At 64.4% G+C, this 23,634-nt stretch carries 19 protein-coding genes; 17 read left to right on the forward strand and 2 right to left on the reverse strand.

Features of this window, described 5'->3' with window-relative positions; all coding sequences use genetic code 11:
- Positions 1–201 precede the first annotated feature (201 nt).
- Entirely contained in the window at positions 202–516 is a 315-nt protein-coding gene (locus HFGMBDPB_RS30040; RefSeq protein WP_502757469.1) for a KTSC domain-containing protein, read from the reverse strand.
- 88 nt (positions 517–604) lie between these two features.
- On the opposite strand from HFGMBDPB_RS30040, the gene HFGMBDPB_RS15600 reads away from it, so the two are divergent.
- On the forward strand, positions 605–877 hold the full coding sequence (locus HFGMBDPB_RS15600) for an H-NS histone family protein (RefSeq protein WP_212645734.1): 273 nt from the start codon (positions 605–607) through the stop codon (positions 875–877).
- A 727-nt stretch (positions 878–1,604) separates the two neighbouring features.
- Here the strand turns inward: HFGMBDPB_RS15600 and HFGMBDPB_RS15605 are convergent.
- Positions 1,605–1,847: a putative hemolysin gene (locus tag HFGMBDPB_RS15605; RefSeq protein WP_212645735.1), complete on the reverse strand. Its 243-nt coding sequence runs from the start codon at positions 1,845–1,847 to the stop codon at positions 1,605–1,607.
- A 121-nt stretch (positions 1,848–1,968) separates the two neighbouring features.
- On the opposite strand from HFGMBDPB_RS15605, the gene HFGMBDPB_RS15610 reads away from it, so the two are divergent.
- The 16 genes from HFGMBDPB_RS15610 (at position 1,969) to HFGMBDPB_RS29720 (ending at position 23,573) form a co-directional block, all read left to right on the forward strand.
- Positions 1,969–2,256: an H-NS histone family protein gene (locus tag HFGMBDPB_RS15610; RefSeq protein ID WP_212645736.1), complete on the forward strand. Its 288-nt coding sequence runs from the start codon at positions 1,969–1,971 to the stop codon at positions 2,254–2,256.
- An 86-nt stretch (positions 2,257–2,342) separates the two neighbouring features.
- A complete protein-coding gene (locus tag HFGMBDPB_RS15615) occupies positions 2,343–9,701 on the forward strand; it encodes a PLxRFG domain-containing protein (protein ID WP_212645737.1) in 7,359 nt (2,452 codons plus the stop codon).
- Between the two features lie 380 nt (positions 9,702–10,081).
- Positions 10,082–11,467, forward strand: coding sequence for a hypothetical protein (locus tag HFGMBDPB_RS15620; RefSeq protein ID WP_212645738.1), 1,386 nt, complete (start codon positions 10,082–10,084; stop codon positions 11,465–11,467).
- 58 nt (positions 11,468–11,525) lie between these two features.
- On the forward strand, positions 11,526–12,707 hold the full coding sequence (locus HFGMBDPB_RS15625) for a hypothetical protein (protein ID WP_212645739.1): 1,182 nt from the start codon (positions 11,526–11,528) through the stop codon (positions 12,705–12,707).
- Positions 12,704–13,165, forward strand: a complete 462-nt coding sequence (locus HFGMBDPB_RS15630; protein WP_052155296.1) for a hypothetical protein — start codon at positions 12,704–12,706, stop codon at positions 13,163–13,165. The genes HFGMBDPB_RS15625 and HFGMBDPB_RS15630 overlap by 4 nt, the downstream gene beginning before the upstream one ends.
- A gap of 18 nt (positions 13,166–13,183) precedes the next feature.
- A complete protein-coding gene (locus tag HFGMBDPB_RS15635) occupies positions 13,184–15,109 on the forward strand; it encodes a hypothetical protein (RefSeq protein ID WP_212645740.1) in 1,926 nt (641 codons plus the stop codon).
- 8 nt (positions 15,110–15,117) lie between these two features.
- A complete protein-coding gene (locus HFGMBDPB_RS15640; protein WP_212645741.1) occupies positions 15,118–16,782 on the forward strand; it encodes a hypothetical protein in 1,665 nt (554 codons plus the stop codon).
- A 2-nt stretch (positions 16,783–16,784) separates the two neighbouring features.
- Complete coding sequence (locus HFGMBDPB_RS15645) at positions 16,785–18,683, forward strand: hypothetical protein (RefSeq protein ID WP_212645742.1); 1,899 nt, start codon at positions 16,785–16,787, stop codon at positions 18,681–18,683.
- Positions 18,684–18,738: 55 nt separating this feature from the next.
- Positions 18,739–19,176: a hypothetical protein gene (locus HFGMBDPB_RS15650; protein ID WP_212645743.1), complete on the forward strand. Its 438-nt coding sequence runs from the start codon at positions 18,739–18,741 to the stop codon at positions 19,174–19,176.
- Complete coding sequence (locus tag HFGMBDPB_RS15655) at positions 19,173–19,703, forward strand: hypothetical protein (protein ID WP_212645744.1); 531 nt, start codon at positions 19,173–19,175, stop codon at positions 19,701–19,703. The genes HFGMBDPB_RS15650 and HFGMBDPB_RS15655 overlap by 4 nt, the downstream gene beginning before the upstream one ends.
- A gap of 13 nt (positions 19,704–19,716) precedes the next feature.
- On the forward strand, positions 19,717–20,223 hold the full coding sequence (locus HFGMBDPB_RS15660; protein ID WP_074923685.1) for a hypothetical protein: 507 nt from the start codon (positions 19,717–19,719) through the stop codon (positions 20,221–20,223).
- A gap of 956 nt (positions 20,224–21,179) precedes the next feature.
- Complete coding sequence (locus tag HFGMBDPB_RS15665) at positions 21,180–21,620, forward strand: hypothetical protein (protein WP_244160564.1); 441 nt, start codon at positions 21,180–21,182, stop codon at positions 21,618–21,620.
- 51 nt (positions 21,621–21,671) lie between these two features.
- Complete coding sequence (locus tag HFGMBDPB_RS15670) at positions 21,672–21,983, forward strand: phage holin family protein (protein WP_212645745.1); 312 nt, start codon at positions 21,672–21,674, stop codon at positions 21,981–21,983.
- The gene (locus HFGMBDPB_RS15675) at positions 21,980–22,561 is read left to right on the forward strand and encodes a glycoside hydrolase family protein (protein ID WP_212645746.1); all 582 of its coding nucleotides are present in this window, start codon (positions 21,980–21,982) and stop codon (positions 22,559–22,561) included. Before HFGMBDPB_RS15670 ends, HFGMBDPB_RS15675 begins: the two co-directional genes overlap by 4 nt.
- A gap of 2 nt (positions 22,562–22,563) precedes the next feature.
- Positions 22,564–23,076, forward strand: a complete 513-nt coding sequence (locus HFGMBDPB_RS15680) for a hypothetical protein (RefSeq protein WP_349305374.1) — start codon at positions 22,564–22,566, stop codon at positions 23,074–23,076.
- A complete protein-coding gene (locus HFGMBDPB_RS29720) occupies positions 23,073–23,573 on the forward strand; it encodes a crAss001_48 related protein (RefSeq protein ID WP_249343456.1) in 501 nt (166 codons plus the stop codon). The genes HFGMBDPB_RS15680 and HFGMBDPB_RS29720 overlap by 4 nt, the downstream gene beginning before the upstream one ends.
- Positions 23,574–23,634 lie beyond the last annotated feature (61 nt).

Below are 23,634 nucleotides of genomic sequence, written 5' to 3' on the forward strand. Positions count from 1 at the left end.
CGCATCGTGCGAGGGCTGCGGCGCGGCGGGCTGGAGCCGGCGCGCGGGCGGCCAACGCCGACCTGGCCTATGTGCGCGACGTGCTGCTGCTCGCGCGCCGCGAGTTCGACTTCCATGGCGGCTGCGTGGCCACCGACCGGCCTGACTTGCCGCTGTCTCCCGACACCAGCTGGACCGTCGATTTCTCCAGGGCGCGCGCGGCTATCGACGTCGCCATGGATTTGCTGGAACGCGCGGCTCCCCGTACTGGTCCTGAATGTTCTGACGAAAGTACCTGCCTGCCGACTGGGCCGCTTTCAACTCGGTCCAGATATGTGCCGGCACCCTCGGGTAGTCGTAAGCCCGATCCGGGCTGCTCTTGAACCATAGGCGCAGCAGGCGTGTCGAGGGATCGTATGACCCCCTCAGCAGTGCATCGGAATCAACAAATGCGTGCGACTCCATCGGTTTCGCCCTCTCGGGATGGTTGTGTAGGAGCACCCATCGTAGCCCGAGAGGGCTTTTCTCCATGGGCATGCCGGCCCCGCGCGGGCGTTGTCATTTCTGGGCTAGCAGACAGTGCGGTACGCGGCAGACTTAGGGCCGTGCCCATGGGAGCTCCCACATGCCGACCCAATACCAAGCGCTGCTTCGTGAGCAGGCGGCTCTCGACGACAAGGTCGAAAAAGCCTATCGCGCGAAGAGATTCGCTGCCATCAAGGCAGCTCGCATGTTGGTGGAGCAGCACAATCTGACGCTGCGGGATCTGTTCGACCTGACGCCGCCGAAGCGCCCCGAACATCTTTATCGCAACCCGAAGACAGGCGAGACATGGGCAGGGCGTGGACGACCTCCGCGCTGGATCGAGGGCCGAGATCGGAAGCCCTTCGAAGTTTGAACGGTAGCCAAGCCTCTGGTTGGCTTCGTTTTTTCTGAGTGCTGGTGCCGTGAGCTCGCGCCTGAGACAATGCCCCGCATGCACGAATGCGTCTTCACCCACAACGGCGTCGAGTTCAGCGCAGACTACGAAGCCTGTGGCGACGTGCTTCTGGTCTTCCTTCCGGACGACTCTTCCAGGGAATCACCGTTGAGAGGCCGCGACCCGCACGCTGTAGCTCTGGAGCACCTCATGTTCTACGCACACACGTTGGAAGACGAGGCCAAGCGCTGAGTCTCCAGGTTACCCGCGCACCAGCAGCGTCAGCACTGCCGGTACAACCGTCAGCCGTAAATGAAATGTCGCCTTGGGGACGGAGCGCTAGAGATTTCTACTGAGACTCTTATGCACCTATACAGTGCGCAGTCGTTTTCATGCTGTTGTGCATTTGGTCGCAGTGCCCGCTTTGCCAGGAGCGGTCCAGAGCATTCCTTCTCGATGGCGGTGCGAGGCGCCACTATTTCCGTGAAGCATGTGGTGAGTTCGAGATAACGCGCCCAGCACTTTCCTCGATCACTCGTGGAACAAACGCGCTCCGTGAGCAAGTTTTAAGGCAGGAGAGAGCGCTGCAAGGGAGTAGATTGATCACGATCAGGCTTGCAGATGAAAGCACCTTCCTGGAGCGTGTAGAGGTTGCTGTTGCCAAACGCCGCGCGTGACGCCAAGTCTGTCCTCGGGATTAGGTGCCTTACTTGGCAGGATGGTCCTTGCGGTACAGCGTCCACTCTTCCATCTCCGTGCCGTTCGGCAGCACGCAGATGCCTTCAATGCCCTGGGGCGTCTTCTCCATCCTGATCTGGCCGCCGATCTGGCCGCAGTAGACCGATGCGGGATTGGCCATGCCGACAGAGGGTGCCAGCTTCTGTTGAGCACATGCGCTGAGCACCAAGGCCAAGAGCGCGATTCCTGGGAGTTCAAGTGCTTTCTTCATGAGCCACTCTATACCGTTGGAGGATGGACGGTTTGTTGCGTAAGTATCAAATCAATGTTATGGAGGGGGTATATTTATGCATAGAATGCAACCTCGTTAGCATACAAACCGATTCCAGTCTATGACACCTGACTACAAGACGCTCCTCCAACAAAAAGCAGAGCTCGAAGCACGCATTGCCGAAGTCCTGAAAGTCGAAAAGGCCGACGTGATCGCCAAGGTCCGCGCGCTGATTGCCGACTACAACCTGACGGAAGACGACGTATTCAGCACTGGCAAGCGCAAGTCTCCTGCTGGCGCAGGCGTGGCCAAGTACCGTGATCCCTCCACTGGCGCAACATGGACTGGTCGGGGCAAGCCCCCAAACTGGATCAAGGACGCTGTGGACCGTACAGCTTTCGAAATCTGACTGAAGCCCGCAATCGCGGGCTTTGTGTTTTCTGAGACCCCCGGCTAGGGTTCGACCTCTCTCGCCCTCGCAGAGAGAGTGGGGGGATGGCAAACGACACCATCTCCTATGAAGACGCGTTCAAAGTATCAGCGCCCCAGTCGCCCAAGGGCGCGGCAGCGGCGCCGATAAGTTACGAGGATGCCTTCGGTCTTAAGCCTGCCGAGCCAGTCGGCCGCAGCGCCGCCGACTATGTCCGCGACGCAGCAGCCTGGGCAGCCAAGGGGGCCGTGGCCGTGCCCGAGGCTGTTGTCGGTCTGGCTGACATAGCCACCGGCGGGCGCGCGGGCAAGCTCCTTGAGAACGAGGGTGGGGCTGTCGGCTTCCGGCCCAAGCAGGCGCGCGAGGCCATCAACGAATGGCACTCGGACGCCACCAAGGAAGCCCAGCGCAAATTCCAGGAGGCCGAGGGCCTGGGCGGCAAGCTCCAGGCCGCCATTGAGAATCCTTCCAACATCGTCGGTGCGGTTGTTGAATCGCTGCCTGCCATGGGTGCGGGCGGTGTGGTGGCGCGCGGGCTGGGCGCTGCGACGCGGCTGGGCCATGCCGGAGCCAAGGGCGCTGCAGCAGCCGGTGCGCTGGGTGAGGGCATCGTGGGCGCGGGCTCGGCGGCAGAGCAGATTCGCCAGGAATCCGAAGATGGGCTGCTCTCGCCGGGCCAGACAGCTGCAGCGGCTGCCACGGGCGCGGCCACGGCCGGGCTGGGGTATGCCGGCGGGCGCGTGGCGCAGCGCCTGGGCATTGGTGATGCCGAGACCATGCTGGCCCAGGGCAACAAGGGCATTGCCAAGCAGTTTGCCGATGACGCGGCCACAGCGGCCACCAATCCGCTGGTGCAGCAGCGCGCGGTCAAGAGCATTCCGACGCAGGTGATCCAGGGGGCGATTTCCGAGGGTTTCCTCGAGGAACTGCCCCAGTCGGTTGCCGAACAGATCTTCCAGAACTTGGCCCTGGGCAAGGACTGGTCCGAAGACGTGGATACGGCTGTGGTGCTGGGCACGCTGTCGGGCGCGGCCATGGGCGGCGGCGCGGCGGGGTACCGGGCGGCGCGCGAGCCCCGCGTGCCTGCAGGCCAGCCAGGCGAGGCTGCTGCAGCGTATCAGCCCGAGTCCGAGCAGGCGGTGGCCGGTGCGTCTGGTGCTGCTGGCCCTGGCGCGAGCCCGGGTGCTGATGGCGCCGCCACGCCACCCAATGCCGGCCTGGAGACCGTGCGCAGGGAATTCGAAGCACGCATGTCGCAGCTGCAGCAGGAAGAGGGCGGCGAGCCACAGGTGCTGCAGAGCACGCCGCCCGATGGCGCGGCCGTGCTGGCCCAGCAGCGTGCACAGGAGCAGGCCCGGCGCGATGCCGAGATGGCCGCGAACCGAGCCGTGCAGTCGCCCGATGACGAGATCCTGCAATCCACGGGTGCGGCCATGCCGCCCTCGCGCGCCATGGGCCTCGACCCTGCTGCCGGCTCGCTGTCCGCAGCTGCTGCCCTGGCAGTGGATTCAGGTGCTGCTGCGCAGACCCAGCAGGCCAGCGCGCTGGCCCAGGCCGCAGAGGCTGCCGCGCGCGCACCCGCCAAGAAGAAGGCCTCGGAACGCCGGGTCACGGCCGACCCTGCCACCGGCGAGATCGCGGGCGGAGCCATGGCCACCTGGACGGATGAGGACCTGTCGAACGCCTTCCGCTCGGCCCAGGCCAAGAACGTACGCATGCAGCTGGCGCGCGAGCTGGCCCGGCGCCGCGGCGAGCGTGACCAGCAGGCTGCTGCGCCAGCCCCTGCAACCACCCCTACCACCATCCAGCAAGGAAGCATCGATGGCACACAAGCCGATCAAGCCCAGCCGCCGCGCGCGGAATCTTCGCAGGCAGCAGGAGCGCAAGGAGCGCCGGTTGCAGGTTCTGCAGCTGCGCAGGAGCTGACCGATGGCACCACCTCGTCTCAGCACAATGGCGCGCAAGCAGGTGCAGCGCCAGGCCCGCAGGCTCAAGCGCCAGTCCAAACCCCTGCCCAGCGCATCGATGCCGGGCGCGCGGCCTGGGCCAGCATGCCCACCGCAGAGCGCAAGGCACTGGCCAAGCGTGTGGGCGGCGTAAATGCTGCCATCAAAGAAAGTCTCCACGGCGCGCGCTGGGAGAGCCTGAATGTGGAGCTGCAGCTCCGTCTTGCAGACGCGATGGAGCCGCAGGCCACAGCTCCTGCTGCTGCGCCATCGCCCAGTCCAGGCGAACAGCAGGCCCAGGCCATCGCCAAGGAAGGGAACGACGCGCAGCGCGCTCAGCTGCTGGCCGCCAGCGAGCGCTGGACCAGCATGCCGGCGGCCGAGCGCCAGGCGGTGGCAGCCAAGGCCAAGGGGCTGAACGCTCTGGCGCGCGCATCGTCCCACACGCGCGCCTGGGCAGACTTGGCGCCCAAGGTGCGCGAGAAGCTGGCCGCCGCCATGCCTGATGCTGCTACAGCACCTGCAGGCCGCGCGCCAGCACGTTCCGTGGAAGGCCGCGACCTGGGCGACGGCTGGGCCGAGTTCTCCCGCGATTCCGGCTCCATCGGCGTGCCGCGCGCGGAGATGCCGCAGATCCGGGCCGCGCACCGCGGCGCCATGGTCAACTTCATGAATGCCCGCGGCATTGCTCACCAGGAGGAGAGCGTTCAGGCCTCCAGCCTCAAGCCCACGCAGGCGGAATTCAGCCGCGAGCGCGTGGCGCGGGCCAGGGGCTTCGAGGGCGGTAATCGGTCCATCCTGGTCTCGCGCGACGGACATGTGCTCGACGGCCACCACCAGTGGCTGGCTGCACGCGAAGCCGGCGAGGACGTGAAGGTGATCCGGCTGGATGCGCCCATCCGCGAACTGCTGGACGCCGCGCGAGAGTTCCCCAGTTCCACGACGAGCGAGGGTGCTGCCCATGCTGCGTCTCCGGCCTCTGCTCCAGCAACCACACCCAAGCCGCGCGGCGTCCTGGCCAAGAAGGCCAAAGCCGAGGAGGCCGCCCGCGCCGACTACTTTACCCCGGGCAACATCGTGAAGGGCTACGGGGATAGCCATGTCCGCGTGGTCTCGTACACGCCAGCCAATGCCGATGGCGTGTGGAGCGTGACGGTGCGCCAGGTGGAGAAGCAGGGCTCTGGCTGGGAGGATGTGCCGGGCGTGCGCGAGCGCACCCATGCCACCCCGCCCAGCGCGCGCGAATTGAAGGCCGGCCCGGTGGAGCGCACCGAGGATCTGCCATTCCGGCGCGGCGAAGCCGATGGCCAGGGCCTGACCGATGACCAGATGGCCAACCTGCTGCGCATCATGCGACCGGAGCCGGCGGCCTTCTCCGATGCGGCGCGGGTCCAGGCCGTGGGCCAGGTGCGTGAGACGGTGGATGCCATCCGCAAGGGGTGGAGCAACGGGCCGGAAGTCGTGGTGGCCTTTGACATGAACGACCCGGCCGTGCCGGAGGCAGCGCGGCGCGCGGATTTGCGCCAGCGCAGCGGCGGGGCGAGCGGGGCGCCCGAGGGCTTCTACTGGAAAGGTCGCGCCTACCTACTGGCCAGCAAGCTGAACACGCCCGCCGACGCGGCTCGCGTGCTGCACCACGAGGTGCTGGGCCACCACGGCCTTCGCGGCATGTTCGGACCGGAGCTGAACAAGATCCTCAACCAGGTGGCCACCATGCGCCATGCGGAGGTGGCGGCCAAGGTCAAGGAATATGGGCTGCGTGGCGTCACGGACCTGAGCCGGCGCCATGCGGCCGAGGAAGTGCTGGCCGAGATGGCCGAGAAGACGCCGCAGCTGCATATCGTGCGCCGTGCCGTGGCGGCGATCCGGAACTGGCTGCGTGCCAACGTGCCCGGGTTCAGTGGCCTGAAGCTCACGGACGCCGACATCATCCAGGGCTACATCCTGCCGGCGCGCGATTTCGTGGAGCGCGGGCACCGCGCCGCGACCGACCGTATCGAGCCGTCATTCAGCCGCGGCGCGGCCGAGATGTCACTGGTGGACAAGGCCCGCGTGCTGCAGGGTGAGCCAGTGGCCGTGCTGCGCGGCGATGAAGCGCCCCAGGGCTATCCGCTGCTGCGTGCCTGGGCAACCAAGGTGTTCAAGGATGCCGGGGGCCAGGCCGTGAATCCTGAGCTGGGCGCCGTTGTGCTGGACGAGCGCGCGGTCCGTGACAGCATGGCTCATGGCATGAACCCGTTCAAAGCTGCTGCATTTGCCGCAGTGCCTCGGATTCTGGAGCGGGGTGTTGTGGTTGCTGAGGGCCGCGCCAATGATGTGCAGAGCTACTTCGTGAGCGCGCCTGTGCAGATCAAGGGGGTAGATGACATCGTCACCGTGCTGGTGCGCCAGGACGTGAACAGCCGCAGGATGTACCTGCACAGCGTCATCACAAAAGAAAATCTCCTGAAGGCCAGGGATTCCGGGGCCGGTGCCGAAGCACCCGAGGAGCGATCCGGCAAGGTCACTTCAGGAGACGTTGCCAGTGTACTGCGGGGGCTCCTGCAGATCAACACGCGGGAGGCCGCTGGCCAGGATGGTGGTGAAGACCTCATGTTCAGTCGCTCGCGGCTTTCGGAGATCAAAAACAGCGCTCTGGACCAGCTCCAGAAGACGATGTCCCACCCGGGCAAGATCTCTGTTTGGGATAAGACCGTGGGCACCATGCGGCACCTGGCCGAGCGCGTGCCAGAGTTCAAGCCCGTCTACGAGACGGCCCAGCAGAACATCGATGACGTGTCCATGCTGGCCAACGATGCGGCCGACCGCGCGCCGCGCTTGCTGCCGCGCGTGGACACCATCGGCGCCCTAGTCGGAAAGAACCGCAAGACCCCCGTATCGGCGGCCGACAACAAGGCCGTGGCCAAGCCGCTGTTTGAAGGCACGCTCCTGTGGGGCCGGGACGTGGATGGCAAGGCCGTGCTGGTGGACGAGTTGGCCAAGAAATACGGCAATCTGCCTGCCGACGACAAGGCCCAGTTGCTGCTGCGCGCCGGGCGACTGGATGACCGCATGCTGGGCGCCTGGCGCGGCTTGCCGCTGGCCCAGTACGAGGCCAATGTGAATTCCCGCTTCGAGAGCAAGATGCTCAAGCCGGGGGCAGTGTGGACGGACGCCGAACTGCAGACCATGTTCGGCGCGAAGCCCAACCAGATCGCGCTGTACCGCGAGGCGCGCGCGGCCATCGACCGCTCCATCGACATGACTGCACGGGCGGACATGATGCGCGCGCTGGGCGACGAGTACGCTGGCATGCGTGACCTGGTGCTGGATGCCCCCAAGCTTTCGGACGCTCTGGAGCTGCTGACCACCACGCTGCAGCACGACGCCAAGGCCAAGCCTGAGCTGGCCGACCGGCTGCTGCAGCTGAACAACCTGGTGGTGGACCGTGCCGCCACGGCCAAGGATCTGCAGGACGCCGGGTATGCGCCGCTGTCGCGCTTCGGCCGGTACACGTTGGACGTGGTTGACCAGGATGGCAACCGGCAGTACTTCGGCATGTACGAGACCATGAAGGATACCAACCTGGCGAAGATCCAGATGGCCCAGGCCTTCCCCGGCGCCGTGATCACCCAGGGCACCATGAGCCAGCAGTCCTTCAAGCTGTTCGCGGGCATCACGCCCGAGACTCTGGAGATCTTCAAGGACATGGTGGTGGGCAAGGAAGCCGACGCGGCCACGCGCAAGGTCTACGACGAATACCTGAAGCTGACCAAGAACAACCACAGCGCCTTGAAGCGCCTGATCCAGCGCAAGGGCATCGAGGGGTACAGCCAGGACGTGGGCCGCGTTGTTGCCAACTTCGTCTACAGCAACGCGCGCCAGGGCGCTGCCGGGCTGAACGCGGGCACGATGGACCGCGCCATCAACGACATCCCGAAGGACCAGGGCGAGCTGAAGGACCTGGCCATGGGCCTGCGCAGCTACATCCGCGATCCACAGGAAGAAGGGCAGGCAGTGCGCGGCATGCTGTTCGCGCAGTACCTGGGCGGCTCCCTGGCCTCGGCCTTCGTGAACATGACACAGCCCTTTGCCGTCACGCTGCCCTGGCTCAGCCAGTTCGGCGGCATCCGCGCGGCCAGCGGCCAGATGACTCGAGCGCTGAAGGACATGGGCACGCGCGGGATGAAGTACGAGACGGACCTGGCCCATGCTCTGAAATCGGCCGAGGACGATGGCGTGGTGTCGCCGCAGGAAGTACATCAGCTGATGGCCCAGGCGCGCGGCGCGGACGGCCTGCGCTCGGGCGACGGCACGCGGGCCGGCGATGCGCGCGCCGCGGCGGGCAATGCCTGGGAACGCGCCAAGGTGGCATGGGGGCAGCCCTTCGCCCTGGCCGAGCAGTTCAACCGCCGCAGCACTTTTATCGCTGCATTCCGGATCGCCAAGGCCCAGGGCATGCCCGATCCCGGCGCTTTCGCGCGCAAGGCGGTGCTTGAGACCCAGTTCGTCTACTCGAAGGCCAACAAACCCCAGTGGGCGCGCGGCGCCGTGGGTGGCACGCTGTTCACCTTCAAGACCTATTCCGTCAGCTACCTGGAGCTGATGCAGCGCATGTGGAAGCAGGGCGGCCCGGAGGGCAAGCGCGCGGTGGGCTGGGCCCTGGCCATGCTGCTGCTGATGGGCGGCGCCGGCGGCGTTCCCTTCGCCGAGGATGTGGAGGACCTGATCGACGGCGCGGGCCAGCTGATGGGCTACAACATCAGCAGCAAGCAATGGCGCAAGCAGGCGCTGGCAGGGATCGTGGGCAAGGAGCTGGGCGAGTTCATGGAGCAGGGCCTGTCGGGCCTGCCGGGCGCGCCCATCGATGTGTCCGGGCGCCTGGGCATGGGCAACCTGATCCCCGGCACTGGACTGTTCCTGACCAAGCAGTCGCGCGAGCGCGATCTGCTGGAAGTGGTCGGCCCTGCCGGCGATCTGGTCGCGCGCGGCTTCACTGCCGGCCGCAAGGTGCTGACGGGGGATATTGCAGGCGCGGCCCTGGAGGTGTCGCCCACGGCGGTGCGTAATCTGGCGAAGGGTGCAGACATGGCCGCCACCGGCATGTACCGCGACCAGAAGGGCTACAAGGTGATCGACACCACGCTTGCGGAAGCGACTGCCAAGGCCATCGGCTTCCAGCCCAAGAGCGTGGCCGAGGTCCAGGAGGCAAACAGCTTCATGCAACGGTCCAAGAGCTTCTATACCCAGACCTCTTCGGACATAAAGGCGCAATGGGCCCAGGCTGTCTTCGAGAAGGATGAAGCCGGCCTGCAGCGCGTGCGCGACCGGCTGGCCGATTGGAACAAGAACAACCCCGAGCAGCCCATCGTGGTCAAGATCCCCGACGTGGCGAAGCGCGTGCGCGAGATGAACAAGGAGCGCACCGATCGCATTGCGGACACATCACCCAAAGCTCTTAGGCAGCAGATGCGCGAGATGGCTGCAAGACTGAGTTGAGTGCTCGGTGCAGGATTTGCTCAATGAAGACTGCGGAATCGTAGCTCAAGGAGATCAGCTAGAAACACGCAATCATGGGTTCTCACCCGTCGGGCGCCCCCATGCAGTTGGATTGCCATGGGCCTCTCTCTCTTGTTCCAGGTTGAAGAATGAACCCTGCCTTCTTGGGGCGTACGTCTAAAGCAGAAAAAACCGTAAAGAGACTCATTCAAAAACAGAGTAATTTTCGTGGTTTTTTGCTGAGTAGGTGCAAAGTTTTTGACAAGAGATGTTGATGTAACATAGTGTTGCGTGTTTGCTGAAAAGTGAACTTCGCAGACCATGATGAGAATGCATTCTTATGAGTGTATTCTATTAATAATATAGATTTAGATTAAATTATGAGCAGATTTGGATTTGATGATCAATTGAATTCCGCTAAAGATGGAGTTTTTAGTGTTAACAGTTTGTTCTCTAGATTTTCGAAAGATGTAGATTTAAGTCCAGAGGACGGTATTCCAACTCCTGCTGCGCTTCCAGTAAGGGTGCATGAATTTATTCATTTTATGCACAATATATCGACTAGATCGGGTGTGAAAATAACCTACTTAACGCATGCTGTGATAGCAGTGTGCGTTCATAAATTCACGCAGGTTGATGGAACAATGGCTGGCGGTGATGATGATGATCTATTGTTCTTTATTCAGAATATGGGCTATCTTAAAGGAGGTTTTGTCGGAGGGGCACCATTCTTTAGAAAAGAGAAATTCTTGTCTTGGAAATTTGGGCAGCCTGAGTCTTTTCCTTCTCCTTTGAAAAAGGATAAAACTGTAGGATACAGTATTAAGATTGAGGGCTGCCGTGGCGAGAACGTAGTTCTAAACGAGACTCTAAATGTAGGCTGGTCATTTATCACGGAGGGTGTAGCTTTTGAGGCAGAAAGAGTCTGCTGGAAGAATGCTGGTGTGAGTGAAGATTATGTGAGAGAGATTACACCAAGTTTTCCTTACTTTGCGTATGGTGCATTAGTCGATTTTCTCGTCGGAAGGCAGACAACCAGCCAAGAGCGATTAATTGTCGGAAATATCGCTCTGTTTCATGACTCTCCGGGTATGGCCCTGATTGAAGCATGTGATAAATTGAAGGTGGGTGCCAAGGAGTATTTGGATTATCAGGCCGAACAAATTTCTAGTTTTGAGAGATTTGTAAAAAATGATTTAAGCGACTACCTTGATGAAGTTCAGAAATTTTATGCTGACTCCGAATATCTCAAAGATAGATTTTCTGAATATTCAAAGATCATAAAAATGGCGGCGGAGAAGAGGGCTAAGCACCCTCACGTTGAAGAAGCATTTATCCAGGCGGGACTTGATGTTGAAAAATTCATGAGATATTCTGCGAATTTTGCACCTCATGTAGTTATACAAGAGAAGCAAAATGGGAAAGCAGAGCTTGAGATAGTTGATGTAGATGGCGGATTGTTGGTTTCTAACCAAGAGCGCGAATTATTCGGATATATGGTTCTTTGCTCTGTAATCCACTTTGTTTCAAAGCATATTAAGGCAACTGGTAGCGTCTCTTCGACAGATGAATTGCAGCCGATGGTGTGCCCATTTTCGGGAACTTGTGAAGTAGAGAAGTCTGAAAAATATCCTGGGACCTGCAAAACTACGCCATGGAAACTCCAGAGAGTTGTGACCAAAAACCAGCCTGGAGTTTGCTTGTACCAAGCCGCATTGCACGCAATTAGGCAGGCGCCAGCTCCAACGTTGATCACGTCTAATTAATCTGGTTGACTCCGCCCAGGGTTGGACGGTCTGGGCGGAGGTAGGCAAAGTCTTCGGCATGGATTCAATCCGTGCCTTTAAAGGAATCAACAACGTCACCGACCCGCTACGGCTCGGCCTGTCGTGGTTCGTGCGCGCCGACAACGTGGACATCACGGAGTCAGGTGGGGTGAAGGTACGCGTCGGCCGCACGCTGGCGATGGCCTGCACGCCCACTGGCATCTACTCCACGCGCGATTTCACTCGCCTTTATGTCATCGACGGCGGCGAGCTGCGCCAAGTCCTGGGCGACATGACCGTGCGCCCCCTTGCGCAGGGCCTCGGCCGCGATGCGTACTGGACCGAGTTCAACGACCAAGTGCTGTACGTGGCCGGCGACGCGGCCGGGATCATCACTGCCGAAGGTGAGGCGCTGCCCTGGCGCCTGCCCGTGCCGCCCGAGCCGAGCGTGCTGGTGGGCGAGGGCGGCCAGATGCCGGCGGGCCAGTACCGCGTCTGCGCCACGTTCATCCTGCCGGACGGCCGGGAGTCTCCGGCCAGCAGCGAAGCGGAGATCACGGTGGAGCAGGGCGCTGCACTGCAGATCAGCGGCATCGAGCAGTTGCCCGGCTGCGTGACGCGCGTATACGTGGCGCCGGCAGACAGCACCGTGTTCCAGCTGGCATTCGGTGCTGCTGGTCCTGTTGCTGTCTGGGCACAGCCGCCCGAGGCGCTGGGCCAGGAGCTGCTGACCGATGGCCTGGACCCGCTGCCGGTTGGCGTGGACGTGATTGGCGAATGGCGCGGCCGCATCTTCGCCGCCCAGTACCTGCCCGAGGACGACAAGACCGTGGTCTGGCGCAGCGAGCCGCTGGCGCCGCACCTGTGGAATCTCTCCGAAGGCTTCTTCATGGTGCCCGGCCGCGTGCACGCCCTGGCTCCGAACGATGCCGGCCTGGTGGTGGCCACCGACCGCGCCATGCACGCCCACACGCCCGAGGGCATGGCCCTGCTGGCCAGCTACGGCACGGTGCCGGGCCTGCCCTGGGCGCTGGACGGCAAGCGCACTTTGATCTGGTCGCAGCGCGGCCTGTGCCAGTTCCCCGAATTCACCAACCTGACCGCCTCGCGCGTGAGCGTGGCGCCCGGCCTGCAGGCTGGCGCTGCCGTGCTCGAGGTCGACGGCCAGACCCGTTTCCTTGCCTGCCTGCACGCGGGCGGCTCTCCCTTCAATTCCAACCGACGTGAGGTATCGCCATGACTCTCAAACTCTCCACGGCCCTGCGCAATGCGCAGGCTGGCACCACGGGCTTTGCCGGCGCGCTCAATGGCGGCTGCATCCTGGTCTACAGCGGACCGCAGCCCGTCACCGCTGATGCTGCGCCCACGGGTACGCTGCTCGGCCGCGCCACGTTGAACGGCGACCCCTGGGTTGCGGGTTCGCCCACGAATGGCCTGGTCCTGGACACGCCGGCCAATGGCGGCGTGCTCAAGCCGGCATCGGCGGTCTGGAAGTTCACCGGCCTGGCCGCCGGCACCATCGGCTGGTTCCGGTTCGTCGGCAACGGAGCAGACGATGGCTCCGCATCGGTGCTGCTTCCCCGCGTTGACGGTGCTGCGGCAGTGGGTTCGGGTGAAGGCAAGTTCTCGACGCTCACTGTGGTGGTTGGCCAGCCCATCACCATCGATTCGTTCTCGTACATGATCCCGGCGCAGTAAGGCGTGAGGGGCCAGGCCATGGGCACGGAGCGCGAACACCTGCTGCTGGGCGGCGCCGAGGAGGCCAAGCTGCTGCCCTTCGCGCGCGGCCGCGTTCGCACGCTGCGGGCGGCGGGGTTCCGTCACATCACCCAGCGCTACGAGCTGCTGGATATGCTGGTGCGCGTGACCATCGCTGGCGATGACGCATGGATCGAGATCCAGGGCGGGCGCTGGGACTATCTGGTCTGGCCGACGAGCCTGGACCATGGCCTGGGCGTGCACCAGAAGGATAGCCAGGAGATCTCGCCCTTGTGCGCCATGACCCTGAATGCCTCGGACAAAGGGCTGCGCCGCAAGGAAAACGTGGACCTGCAGGCGGGGCCGCACGACTGGATCAGCGACGACCACAAGGATGTGCTGACCTATGACCACGGCAACGGCTTCCGGTATGCAGTCACGGGAGCCCAGCATGTGGGCGGCGGCGCCAAGGCGGAGATCTTCCGCAACGGTGCACGCATCAAGGTGGCCCGTGAACTGAGCGGTTGCGCCATCTTCAAGGCCTCGCTGCCCCAGGGCAGCACGGCGAAGTATTTGGTTCACGCTGCCTACGAGGCCGGGGCCAGCGGCACCATCGGGGATCAGCAGGTGGTGCTCTATCGTGTGGACCCCAAGATCAAGGACGACGACGGCCTGGCGCACACCGAAGAGTTCGCACGCTGGGAAGTGCCCGCCGACATGGAGCTGGCGATCACACAGCCGATCTTCTTTGACGGGACCGGCACTCACTGCATCACGATGCTGGAGACGCTGACACGCGAAGTCGTGGGCGGCGTGGAGGTGTTCAGTTTCGGGAAACCTCGATATGCGTTGCGTGGCACGCTGGCGCGTGACGGCAATGGTGATTTGGGTGCCCAGTTTGAATTGGGGCTGCTGGTCTCCACACCCGACGAGCCCTTCACCAGCGTCAACGAGCAATGGCACAACCCTGCCGATTCATCCTACTTTCCAGGGAGCTTGGCCAACGACTTCCACGATGCCGAGAACTACCCGATAGACGAATTCAACACCTTCGCGCGGTCCAACAGCAGCTCGTCGGGGTACTCGCGCACGCGAACCACCGAGCGTGTCGTTCACATCCTGGGGCTGGATATGGCCCCTGATGGGACGGAACTGCTGGTTGAACGCGTCCGCTTTTCCGAATCGCTGAGCTATGCCGAGGAAGTGGAAAAGAGCCAATTCCAGTACACGCACTATTACAACGGCGGCGTGTTTCCGGCGGTGGAGCATTACACCGGCAGTGGATCTTTCAGCAACGTCTACAGCGCCGGCTCCACAAGCAAGACCACCGAGACCATCACGGTCAACGGGCAGGCACTGATGTCGCTTGAACTTGCCAGCGACTTCAACGATGTGACTCGGACTCGCCAATGGGCGTACACATATTCCCAGGCGTATCCCGCGCCAAACCCCCCACCTGCTACGGTGAGCACGACTGAGTCATCAAGCTCCAGCCGGCAAACGGTGAGCCTGAGAGACATCGATGGGCGCTGGAATGCACTGGCGGCAGTGACGGCGCAATACACGCAGCCTTTCAACGGAACCGACCTCGTGCCGTATTCCGTGAGGGTGCAGGCGCGGTGCCAGGATGATCTGTTTGGGCGCGACATTTTCACAGGGCATGTGAGGCTGCCGCCACCGAGCATGAGCACGGACACGATGCACTACCGCAGCATCGCGGTGCGCCGGCCCGGCGAGTTCGTGATTTGCTGTTCGCCAGCAGGCGCGGTGCACCGCGAACCGCCTCTTTCGACGTTCTATGACGAACTGGCCCTGACCGGGACGCCTGACCGCGAACCGCTGATTGCCATGCGGCGCAAGGGCAAGGTCATCACTCCCGGTCCCGACAAATTCACGCTGGGCGACGAGGCCGGTTTCCGGCTCGATCCCGTACACCTTCTCTGAGCACAACCATGGCCGAACTTGCCGGATACGCGTACCTCAGTCGCGCAGAGAGCTATTACTCGCCCCCGGGTGACCCGGAAACCTGGCAGGCCCAGGTGCATGTCTATGAGGTGTATGCCGACGGCTCCACTGTCTACTTGGGTGTGGCGCTCTACAAGGCATCCCAGCAGGATTACCTGGGCCTGCGATTTGGATATCGTCCAGAGCCGGACATCAACAATCCGGCTTACGAGGGGTACTACGACCTTGATCCCGTAGCGCTCCGGCACATCATGCTGCCGCCCGAGCGCGTGCGGTCCTTCTACTACAAGACCAACGAAACGGGCGCTGCGTTGCAGGCGGACCCAGACCAGTACGATCTTGGCGGACTGATCCCGGACCCTTCTACCGAATACATGGTTTGGTGTCATTGGGACGCACCTGATGAAGTGGGCGACTTTCCGCGGCCAGCACGGGTGGCCGTCCTTTTGCCGCTGGTCCCTGGACTCTGGCAGGGCATGGCCGTCACTGAGGACTGGCACCGTGCCGCTTTTGCGTCGGATTACGCAGAAGAGATCCTGAACGAGATCGAGCTCGTTTGCCCCACCCCGGTGCTGGAGATGATGGCCACGGTCGAAGGGCTCGCGCGGTTCGACCTGATCGCACCAATGGCGCGGGCCGAGTTTCATGCTGGGGTGCGTGTCGAGCTGGTGGCGCCTGCCGCGCGCGTGGCGCTGACAGGATCGGATGCCTCGAACCGCATTGAGCTGGTGGCGCCTGCCGCTGTGGCAGCGCTTGAGGGCGGCGCCCAGGTGCAGCTTGTCGCGCCGACTCCCGTCATGAGCCTGCAGGCCACGGTCAGCGAACTCGCGCGTATTGAGCTGGTTTGCCCCGTGCCGCAGGTCCTGCTCGAAGCGACGGTGGAGGGCTTGGCGCAGATCGCGCTCATGGCGCCGGCGGCGCGCGTTGATTTCGTGGGAGGCGCCCGCATCGAGTTGCTGGCCCCGGCCGCCGTTGTGAGCCTGGAGGCCACCACCGAAGGGCTGGCGCAGATCCAGCTGGTGTGCCCCATGCCCGTGGTGCAACTGGAAGCCGATGGCGAGGCCACGGCCAGCTTTGACCTGGTGGCGCCCGCGGCGATTGCTGGCGGCTGGGCCGACATCGTGCTCGTTGCGCCGGTCGCGCGTGCCTTGCTGATGGCCACGGCCGAGGTGCCAATGGTGCACGAGGCATACGCGATCAACCTGCGCACCAGCCTGGAGACCGGCGGCAACGAGGTCACGCGCTACACGGCTTTCCCGTTTACGCGGATCGTGCGCTGGCGCGGCCGCTATGTGGCCATGGCCGCAGACGGGCTGTACTTCCTCGGCGGCGACACGGACGCCGGCCAGCCCATCGCCTGGCATCTGCACACCGGCACAACGGACTTCGGCAGCGCGCAGCGCAAGGCCTGGATCAGCTGCTACGTCGGCGGCCGCATGCCGCCCTGCAGCCGCTTTGTGGTGGTTGCTGGCGAGCGGTGCCAGGAGCGCTATCCCTACGACACCCCGCGCGGCGCCAGCGCCCAGAACTACCGCCAGAAGTTCGGCAGGGGGCTGGATGCCAGGTACTACGCACTGGAGTTGTCCGGCCGCGGCGCGCTGACCATTGATGACCTCGAAGCCGAGGTCGTGAACAAGACACGGAGGATCTGACCATGGCATCGGTAGAGGAAATCATCGACGACCAGCGGGGCTTTGCGGCCGAAGTGCTGGCGGACTCGCGCCAGGCGCTGCAGGACGTGAGCAACATGATCACGGGCATCGGCTACCTGCAGCCTGACCCGCAGTTGGACCCCATCGACCAGCCGCTGGAGCCACCGGTGCTCCAGCCCGTCCCCGAGTTTGCCGGCGTTGATTTCCAGCTGCCCCCGGCCCCGGGCGCCGCGCCGCAGTTCCAGGACATCGGTCCCATCGATATCAGCGGGCTGCCGGTCGCCACGGCGGTGGTGCCGACCATCGTGATGCCCTCTGCGCCGTCTGCCCTGGCAGACTTCTCCATCTCTGCGCCCTCGATCAACACGAGCTATGAGTTCCCGGACCCGCCTGACCAGCTCATCAACCCACTGATACCCGAGCCGCAGATCCAGGACCGGGCAGCACCTGACAAGCCCACCATCGTGCTGCCGGTGTTCGATGCTGCAGCGCCCGTGTTTGACGCCGAGGCGCCCACGGATCTGGCGGTGCAGTTGGAGACCACACAGCGTGGTGCCAGTGCCGCGATGATGTCGGTGCTGGACGGCCAGCTAGACGCCATGCTGGCCAGGTACTGCCCGCGCTACCACTCCAGCATGGAGACGATGGAGCTGCGTCTCTCCCAACTGATGGCTGGCGGCTCTGGCTTCAGCGGCGATGCTGAGCGCGCGGTGATCGAGCGGGCCAAGGATCGCCACCTGGGCGAGTATCGGCGCGTGCGTGATGCGGCCTGGGCCGACGCCGCAGACCGCGGCTATACCCTGCCGCCGGGCGCGCTGATGTCGGCGGCTGCAAAGGCGCGCCAGGCGGCCGCCGACAACCTTGCACGCGCCAATGTCGAATTGGTGGTGAAGCAGGCGGAGATGGAGCAGGCCAACCTGCAGTTCGCCATCAGCACCTCGCTGAACCTGCGCCAGTCCGTGCTCGCTGCAATGCTCAGCTACCACGGCAACCTGGTGCAAATCAACGGGCAGGCGCTGGAGCATGCCAAGGCTGTGGTCGGCATGGTGGTCGAGACCTACAACATTGCTGTCAAGGCCTTCGGCGCCAAGCTGGAAGCCTGGCGTGCGCAGGTCGCGCTGTACGAGGTGCGGCTCAAGGGCGCGATGGCGGCCATCGACCTGTACAAGGCCGAGGTCGATGCGCTGCAGGCGCTGACCCAGGTGGACATGGCCAAGGTCAACGTTTACCGCGCCCGCATGGAGTCGCTGCAGTCCCTGGCGAACGTCTATCGGGCCCGCATCGATGCCATCGTCAGCCGCGCCGGGCTGGAGAAGCTCAAGCTGGAACTGTTCCAGGCCCAGGTGCAGACGCGCGCCACCGAGGTCCAGTCCAAGGCTACCGAGTGGACAGGCTACCGCGCTGCCCTGGAAGGCCAGGAACTGCAGGTGCGCGTGTACGACGCCCAGGTTCGGGCAGACGGCCAGGCCATCCAGACCTATCGCGCCGGCATCGACGCCAAGGTTGAGGTCGTGCGTGCCGCCGCGATCACCAACGACTCCCGGGCCCGGGTGCATGAGATGGCACTGCGCGAGTACGGGCAGATCGTGGCTGCACGTGGCGAGTTGGCGCGCACGCAACTCGAAGGTGATCGCCAGAAGCTCATGGCCTACCAGGCCAGCACGGCCGCCGCCGTCAGCTATGCACAGATGGCCGCCACCTTCTACCGCTCCAAGGCGGATGTGAACGTGAGTTACGCCGATGCACGCATGCGCGCCCAGACCGTGCAGCAGTCGAGCATGCAGAGCATGCAGGCCGCCATCACGCAACTGGCCGCTGCCAACGCCAACACACACAGCCAAGTGGCGGGTCAGGCCATGGCCGGGCTGAACTCCGTGGCCATCAAGAGCAGCGACGGCTGACCGCGCCCCCGGCTAGGGTTCGCCCCCGAGCGCGCCCGCCGGGAAACTGCGGGGCATGACAACCCCGGCCTGCCTCGACTTCACCATTTACCAGGGCGCGACGTTCCGTACCGCCCTGGAGCGCTACAGCGTGGCCTACCCGGTGCGCGAGGAATGCGATGGTTTGGTGAAGGCCTGGAGCGGCGAGCCGGTGCCCGATGCCGACAAGGTGCCAGAGGACTACACCGGCTGCACAGCCCGCATGCAGCTGCGGCGCGAGATCGATGACCCGGAGGTGCTGCTGGAGCTGAGCACGGCCAACGGCGGGATTGAGCTGGACGGCCCCTGGCTGCGCCTGCTGATGACGGCAGAGCAGACCGCAGTCTTTGTGTACGGCCCTGTTGCGCCCGGCTGGACCTCCTGCATCGGCCAGATCGAGATCACGCGCCCGAATGGTGACGTGGAACGGCAGTACGAGTTGCGCTTCGCCCTGTACCCGGAGAGCACCCGGTGACCACCGTCATCTCTTCTGAACCCTCGGCCGCCGTCATCGAGCGGCAGACCTCTGTCGTGGTGACGCGCGAGGGCGGCAAAACCCATGTGGTTCAGCAGCCGGCGCCGCCACAGGTCGTGGTTACCCGAGGCATCCCCGGCCCCGAGGGCAAGCGCGGCCCAGCAGGCCCAGCCGGCGACGCCATCACGGTCAAGGTTGGCCCGCTGCCGATCAGCGGCCACAGCGTGGTGGCCTGCAACGCCCTGGGCGAGCTCATCGCGGCCGACGCGACCAATCCCGCGCACCGTGGCGCCGTCCTCGGCGTGGTGGCCGACGCATACAGCCCCGGCGACGACGCTGTAGTGCAGACCGGCTTTGTGCTGGAACACAGCGGCTGGACCTGGGCGCCAGGCCCGGTGCTGGTCGGGCTGGCCGGCCAACTGGCCCAGGCCCCGCCTGCTGGCGCGCTATTCGCCCAGGTCATCGGCCAGGCGCTGTCCGCCACCCGCATCCTCATCGACATCAACCCACCCATCACCCTTGCTTGAATAGGAGGCCACCATGGCTGCAAAGAAACTTCTCCGCTTCGTCGGCAACGCCATCACCGAGGTGTTTGGCGTGCAGGCATCCACAGGCGCCGCAAATGCTGGCGATATCGTCTCCCTGGACGATTCCGGGCGCTTGGACATGAGCATGATGCCGGTTGGCATGGGTGCTGACACAGCTGTCATTGCCTCCAGCGAGGCTCTCGCAGCAGGCGACTTCGTGAACATCTGGAACAGCACCGGCGCGAAGGTCCGCAAGGCCGATGGCACGGTGGCCGGCAAGGAGGCCCACGGCTTTGTGCTGGCCGCAGTGACCAGCGGAGCGAACGCTACGGTGTATTTCGAGGGCACCAACACCCAGGTGTCTGGTCAGACGGCAGGCCCCGTGTTCCTGCAGACTACGGCCGGCATGGCTGGCGCCACCGCGCCCAGCGCGGCGGGCAACGTGGTGCAGCGCCTGGGCATCGCCATCAGCGCCACGGCCATCAACTTCGAATCCGGCGTCCCGGTGGTGCTCGCGTAAGCCATGGCTCAACGTCGCCCTGTCGTCCTTATCAATGGCGCTCTGCGGGAGCTGCCAGTGGGGGATGTGCTACCCGCGCGAATCTTGGGCCCTGGCCTGAAGACGCCGTTTTTCGAGAGCGGCGTTTGGACCGCGCCACAAGACGGCATCATTGTTGTGCGTGCAATGTCGGCAGGTGGATCGGGCGCACTCACAAATTCCACAGGCACGGCTGGCACCGGCGGCTATTCCGGCGCATGGGGAATGAAGCTGCTGCGCGTTGTGAAGAATGACGTTGTGACGGTCACCATCGGAGCGGGTGGAGCCGCTGTACTTGCGACTGGCAACGGCAATGCAGGGGGCAACACCACAATCACCGTGCAGGGCGTTACGTACACCTTGCCCGGTGGCCCGGCTGGCATCTACTCTGCGTCTGGAGTGCCCAACGTACCTGACGGCGCGGCGCTACCCGCCGGCTGGGACATTGGGGCCGGATGCGTGAAGCCCGGCGCCATTGCATCTGGTCGAACGGGCGGGGCTGGCGTGGACATCCTGCGTCTTGGCAACAATGCAACAACATCGGGTAGCAGCGCATATAGCGGGGGAGGGGGCACGGGAGGGCCATCTCCCGGAACAAGAGGAGGCGGTGCAATGCCCAATGGCGCAGATGCCACGGGTCTGCTTGCGACGAATGCGGGAGCGAATGTCGACGCCAGCGATGGCGGTTGGCTGATCAGTTTTTACGGGGGTAGTGGGGGCGGCACAAGCAACGGCGGTAACGGTGGTGGCGGCGCCGGGAGCACATCAGGTACTGGTGGTTCAGGCGGCAACGGCGGCGGTGGCGGAGGGGGTGGTGCTGCCGGTGGACCGGGGGGGCTGGGAGGCGGCGGCGGAGCGTGCACGTCGCCCAGCGTGTCCGCGCGCGGGGGGAATGGCTACGCCTGCATCGAGTTCATCACAGATTTAGGAGTGTCCTGATGCCTGTGATCGAAATCGTGGACGGTGCGGGCAAAGCCGTGGACCGCATCCTTGCAACCCCAGAGATTGCAGAGCAGCTGCATCCCGGGGCTTGGCGCCTTTCCCCTGAGCCGGCTCCTGATGATGTGGCCAGCCCTACGCACGAGGTGCCCCGCTGGGCCGGCCGCTTGGCGCTCAAACGCCATGTGCTGGAGCAGGGAGACTTGGTGGTGCTGGCCCCTGACGATGCCAGCCCCGAGGGCAACCTGCTGGCGCGTGTGCTGGCGTGGCGCGAGACGCTGCCTGCCGGGGAGCTGCTGGACCGGGTGGATGCCGTGCTCAACGATGCCAAGGACTGGCTGCGCGACAGCGAGACCGTTGCGGCGGTTGCTCAGGTCCTGGGCCTGACAGCAGAGCAGGTGGACTCGCTGTTCGTCTGGGCAGCCGCGCAGCGGGCGTAGGCCCCCGTGTAGGGTTCGCCAGCGCGGCAGGGCCCCGGAATCATCGGGGCTATGAAGAAATACCTCATATCCCTGCTCGCGCTGATGGGCATCCACCAGCACCTGAGCGCAGAGCAGCGGCAGGACATTGCCGGCGCCATCATGCAGGCCACGCCGGGCGCTGCCGCGACCGGGGTGTTCAAGGTCTGGGGCCTGCCGTTGAGCGACTGGCTCGTCGTCGCGTCCCTGGCCTTCATTGCGCTGCAGGCCGGCTATCTGGTCTGGAAGTGGCGCCAGGACTACCAACGGGCCCAGCAGCGGCAGCGCCTCGCGCAGTTGGCCGGCCTGAAGCCGGAGCCCGAAACAGACTGGGGCGCGCCATGAGCACGGCCCGCATGCCAGCCGCAGGCCTGGGCATTGGCGCGGCCATTCTCGCGGCCTGGATTGCCGCAGAAGGCTTCAGCGCGGATCCGATCATCCCGGTGCGCGGCGATGTGCCCACCATCGGCCACGGCGCCACGCGCTACGAGGACGGCACGCGCGTGACCATGGCAGATCCGCCCATCTCCCGGGAGCGGGCCCGCGACCTGGCCGTGAACCTGCTGGAGCAGCAGTACGGGGCCTGTGTGCGCGATTCGCTGGGCGACACGCTGGTGCACCAAGTCGAGTTTGCCCAGGCCGTGGACTTCGCGGGCCAGTACGGCTGCGGGGCCTGGCGTGGCTCCTCGATGCTGGTGCGCACACGAGCTGGAGACTATGCCGGGGCCTGCAATGCCTACTTGGCCTATCGCTACATGACCAGCGCTCAGCCGCTGCAGGGCTACAGCGCCTACCAATGGGACGCGGCCGGCCGGCCGAAGCGCTGGCGCTACGACTGCAGCACGCCCGGCAACAAGGTTTGCCGCGGCGTCTGGACTCGCCAACAGGCGCGGCACGCCGCATGCATGGACGCGCAGCAATGAGCATGCGTGCCATCACCCATCTGGCCGCCGCAGGCCTGGCCGCGATCCTCGCTTGGAGCTACCAGGGCGCTCGCCTGGGTGCCGACTTGGCCGAGGGCCGCGCTGCCGCTGTGAGCGAAAAGCTGGCTGTCAGCACCGCACAGCGCGCGGCCGACGCCCGCGTGCGCAGCGCCGAGCAAGCCATGACCAAGAAATACCAAGGAGCCCTCAATGCCGCACGTGACCGCGAGGCGCTGCTGCGCCGTGATCTTGAACAGCTTCGCACTGTCTCTGACAGCCTGCGCGAGCAATCCGCAGATGCCGCCCGCCGACTTGCCAGCGCTCCCCCCGCTGCCGTCCTTGAGTACGCCACTGCCCTCGGGGTCGTATTTGAAGACTGCCGCGCAGCGTATGGGGACATGGCAGCAAAGGCTGCAGGGCACGCAGCTGATGTCCAAACCCTTGGCGCCGCCTGGCCCGTGATCCCATCCCCGAGCCTGCCGGCCGCAGGCGCCACCGCAGAAAGCAATCCATGAACCAGTTCCGCAAGAAGCCCGTCGTCATCACCGCCATCACCTTCGACCAGCTCGTTGCCCACGGCATCGCCGCCGGCGGCAACGTCGTCAACGGCATGCCCTGGTCGTTCCAGTACAACGGCCACCCGGTCACGCACGAGAACGACGACTGCTACATCATCCCGACGCTGGAAGGCGCCATGAAGATGGGGCGCGACGACATGTTGATCACCGGGGTGAGGGGCGAGATCTACCCGTGCAAGGTGGAGATTTTCCAGGCGACCTACGAGCCGGCGCCTGCACAGGTCCAGCCGGCGGCCAGCGATGTGCCGCCGCACCAGCAGCGTGTGCTGGCGGAACAGACGGAACTGGATGACCGCCTCTCAAAGCTGCAGGCGTTCTTCTCGAACCCCATCTTCTCCGGCCTCCCGGAGGACGAGCAGGATCGCCTGCAGAAACAGGCCGTTGCGATGCAGGCCTATTCCGAAGTGCTGGGCGAGCGCATCGCCGCATTCTGAGCCGTCACGGCCCGACGCCGGCCGGATGCCGGCATCACCACAGAGAGCCACCAATGACAGA

It is taken from the genome of Delftia sp. PE138, assembly GCF_018320755.1.
Classification (GTDB): domain Bacteria; phylum Pseudomonadota; class Gammaproteobacteria; order Burkholderiales; family Burkholderiaceae_C; genus Comamonas; species Comamonas tsuruhatensis.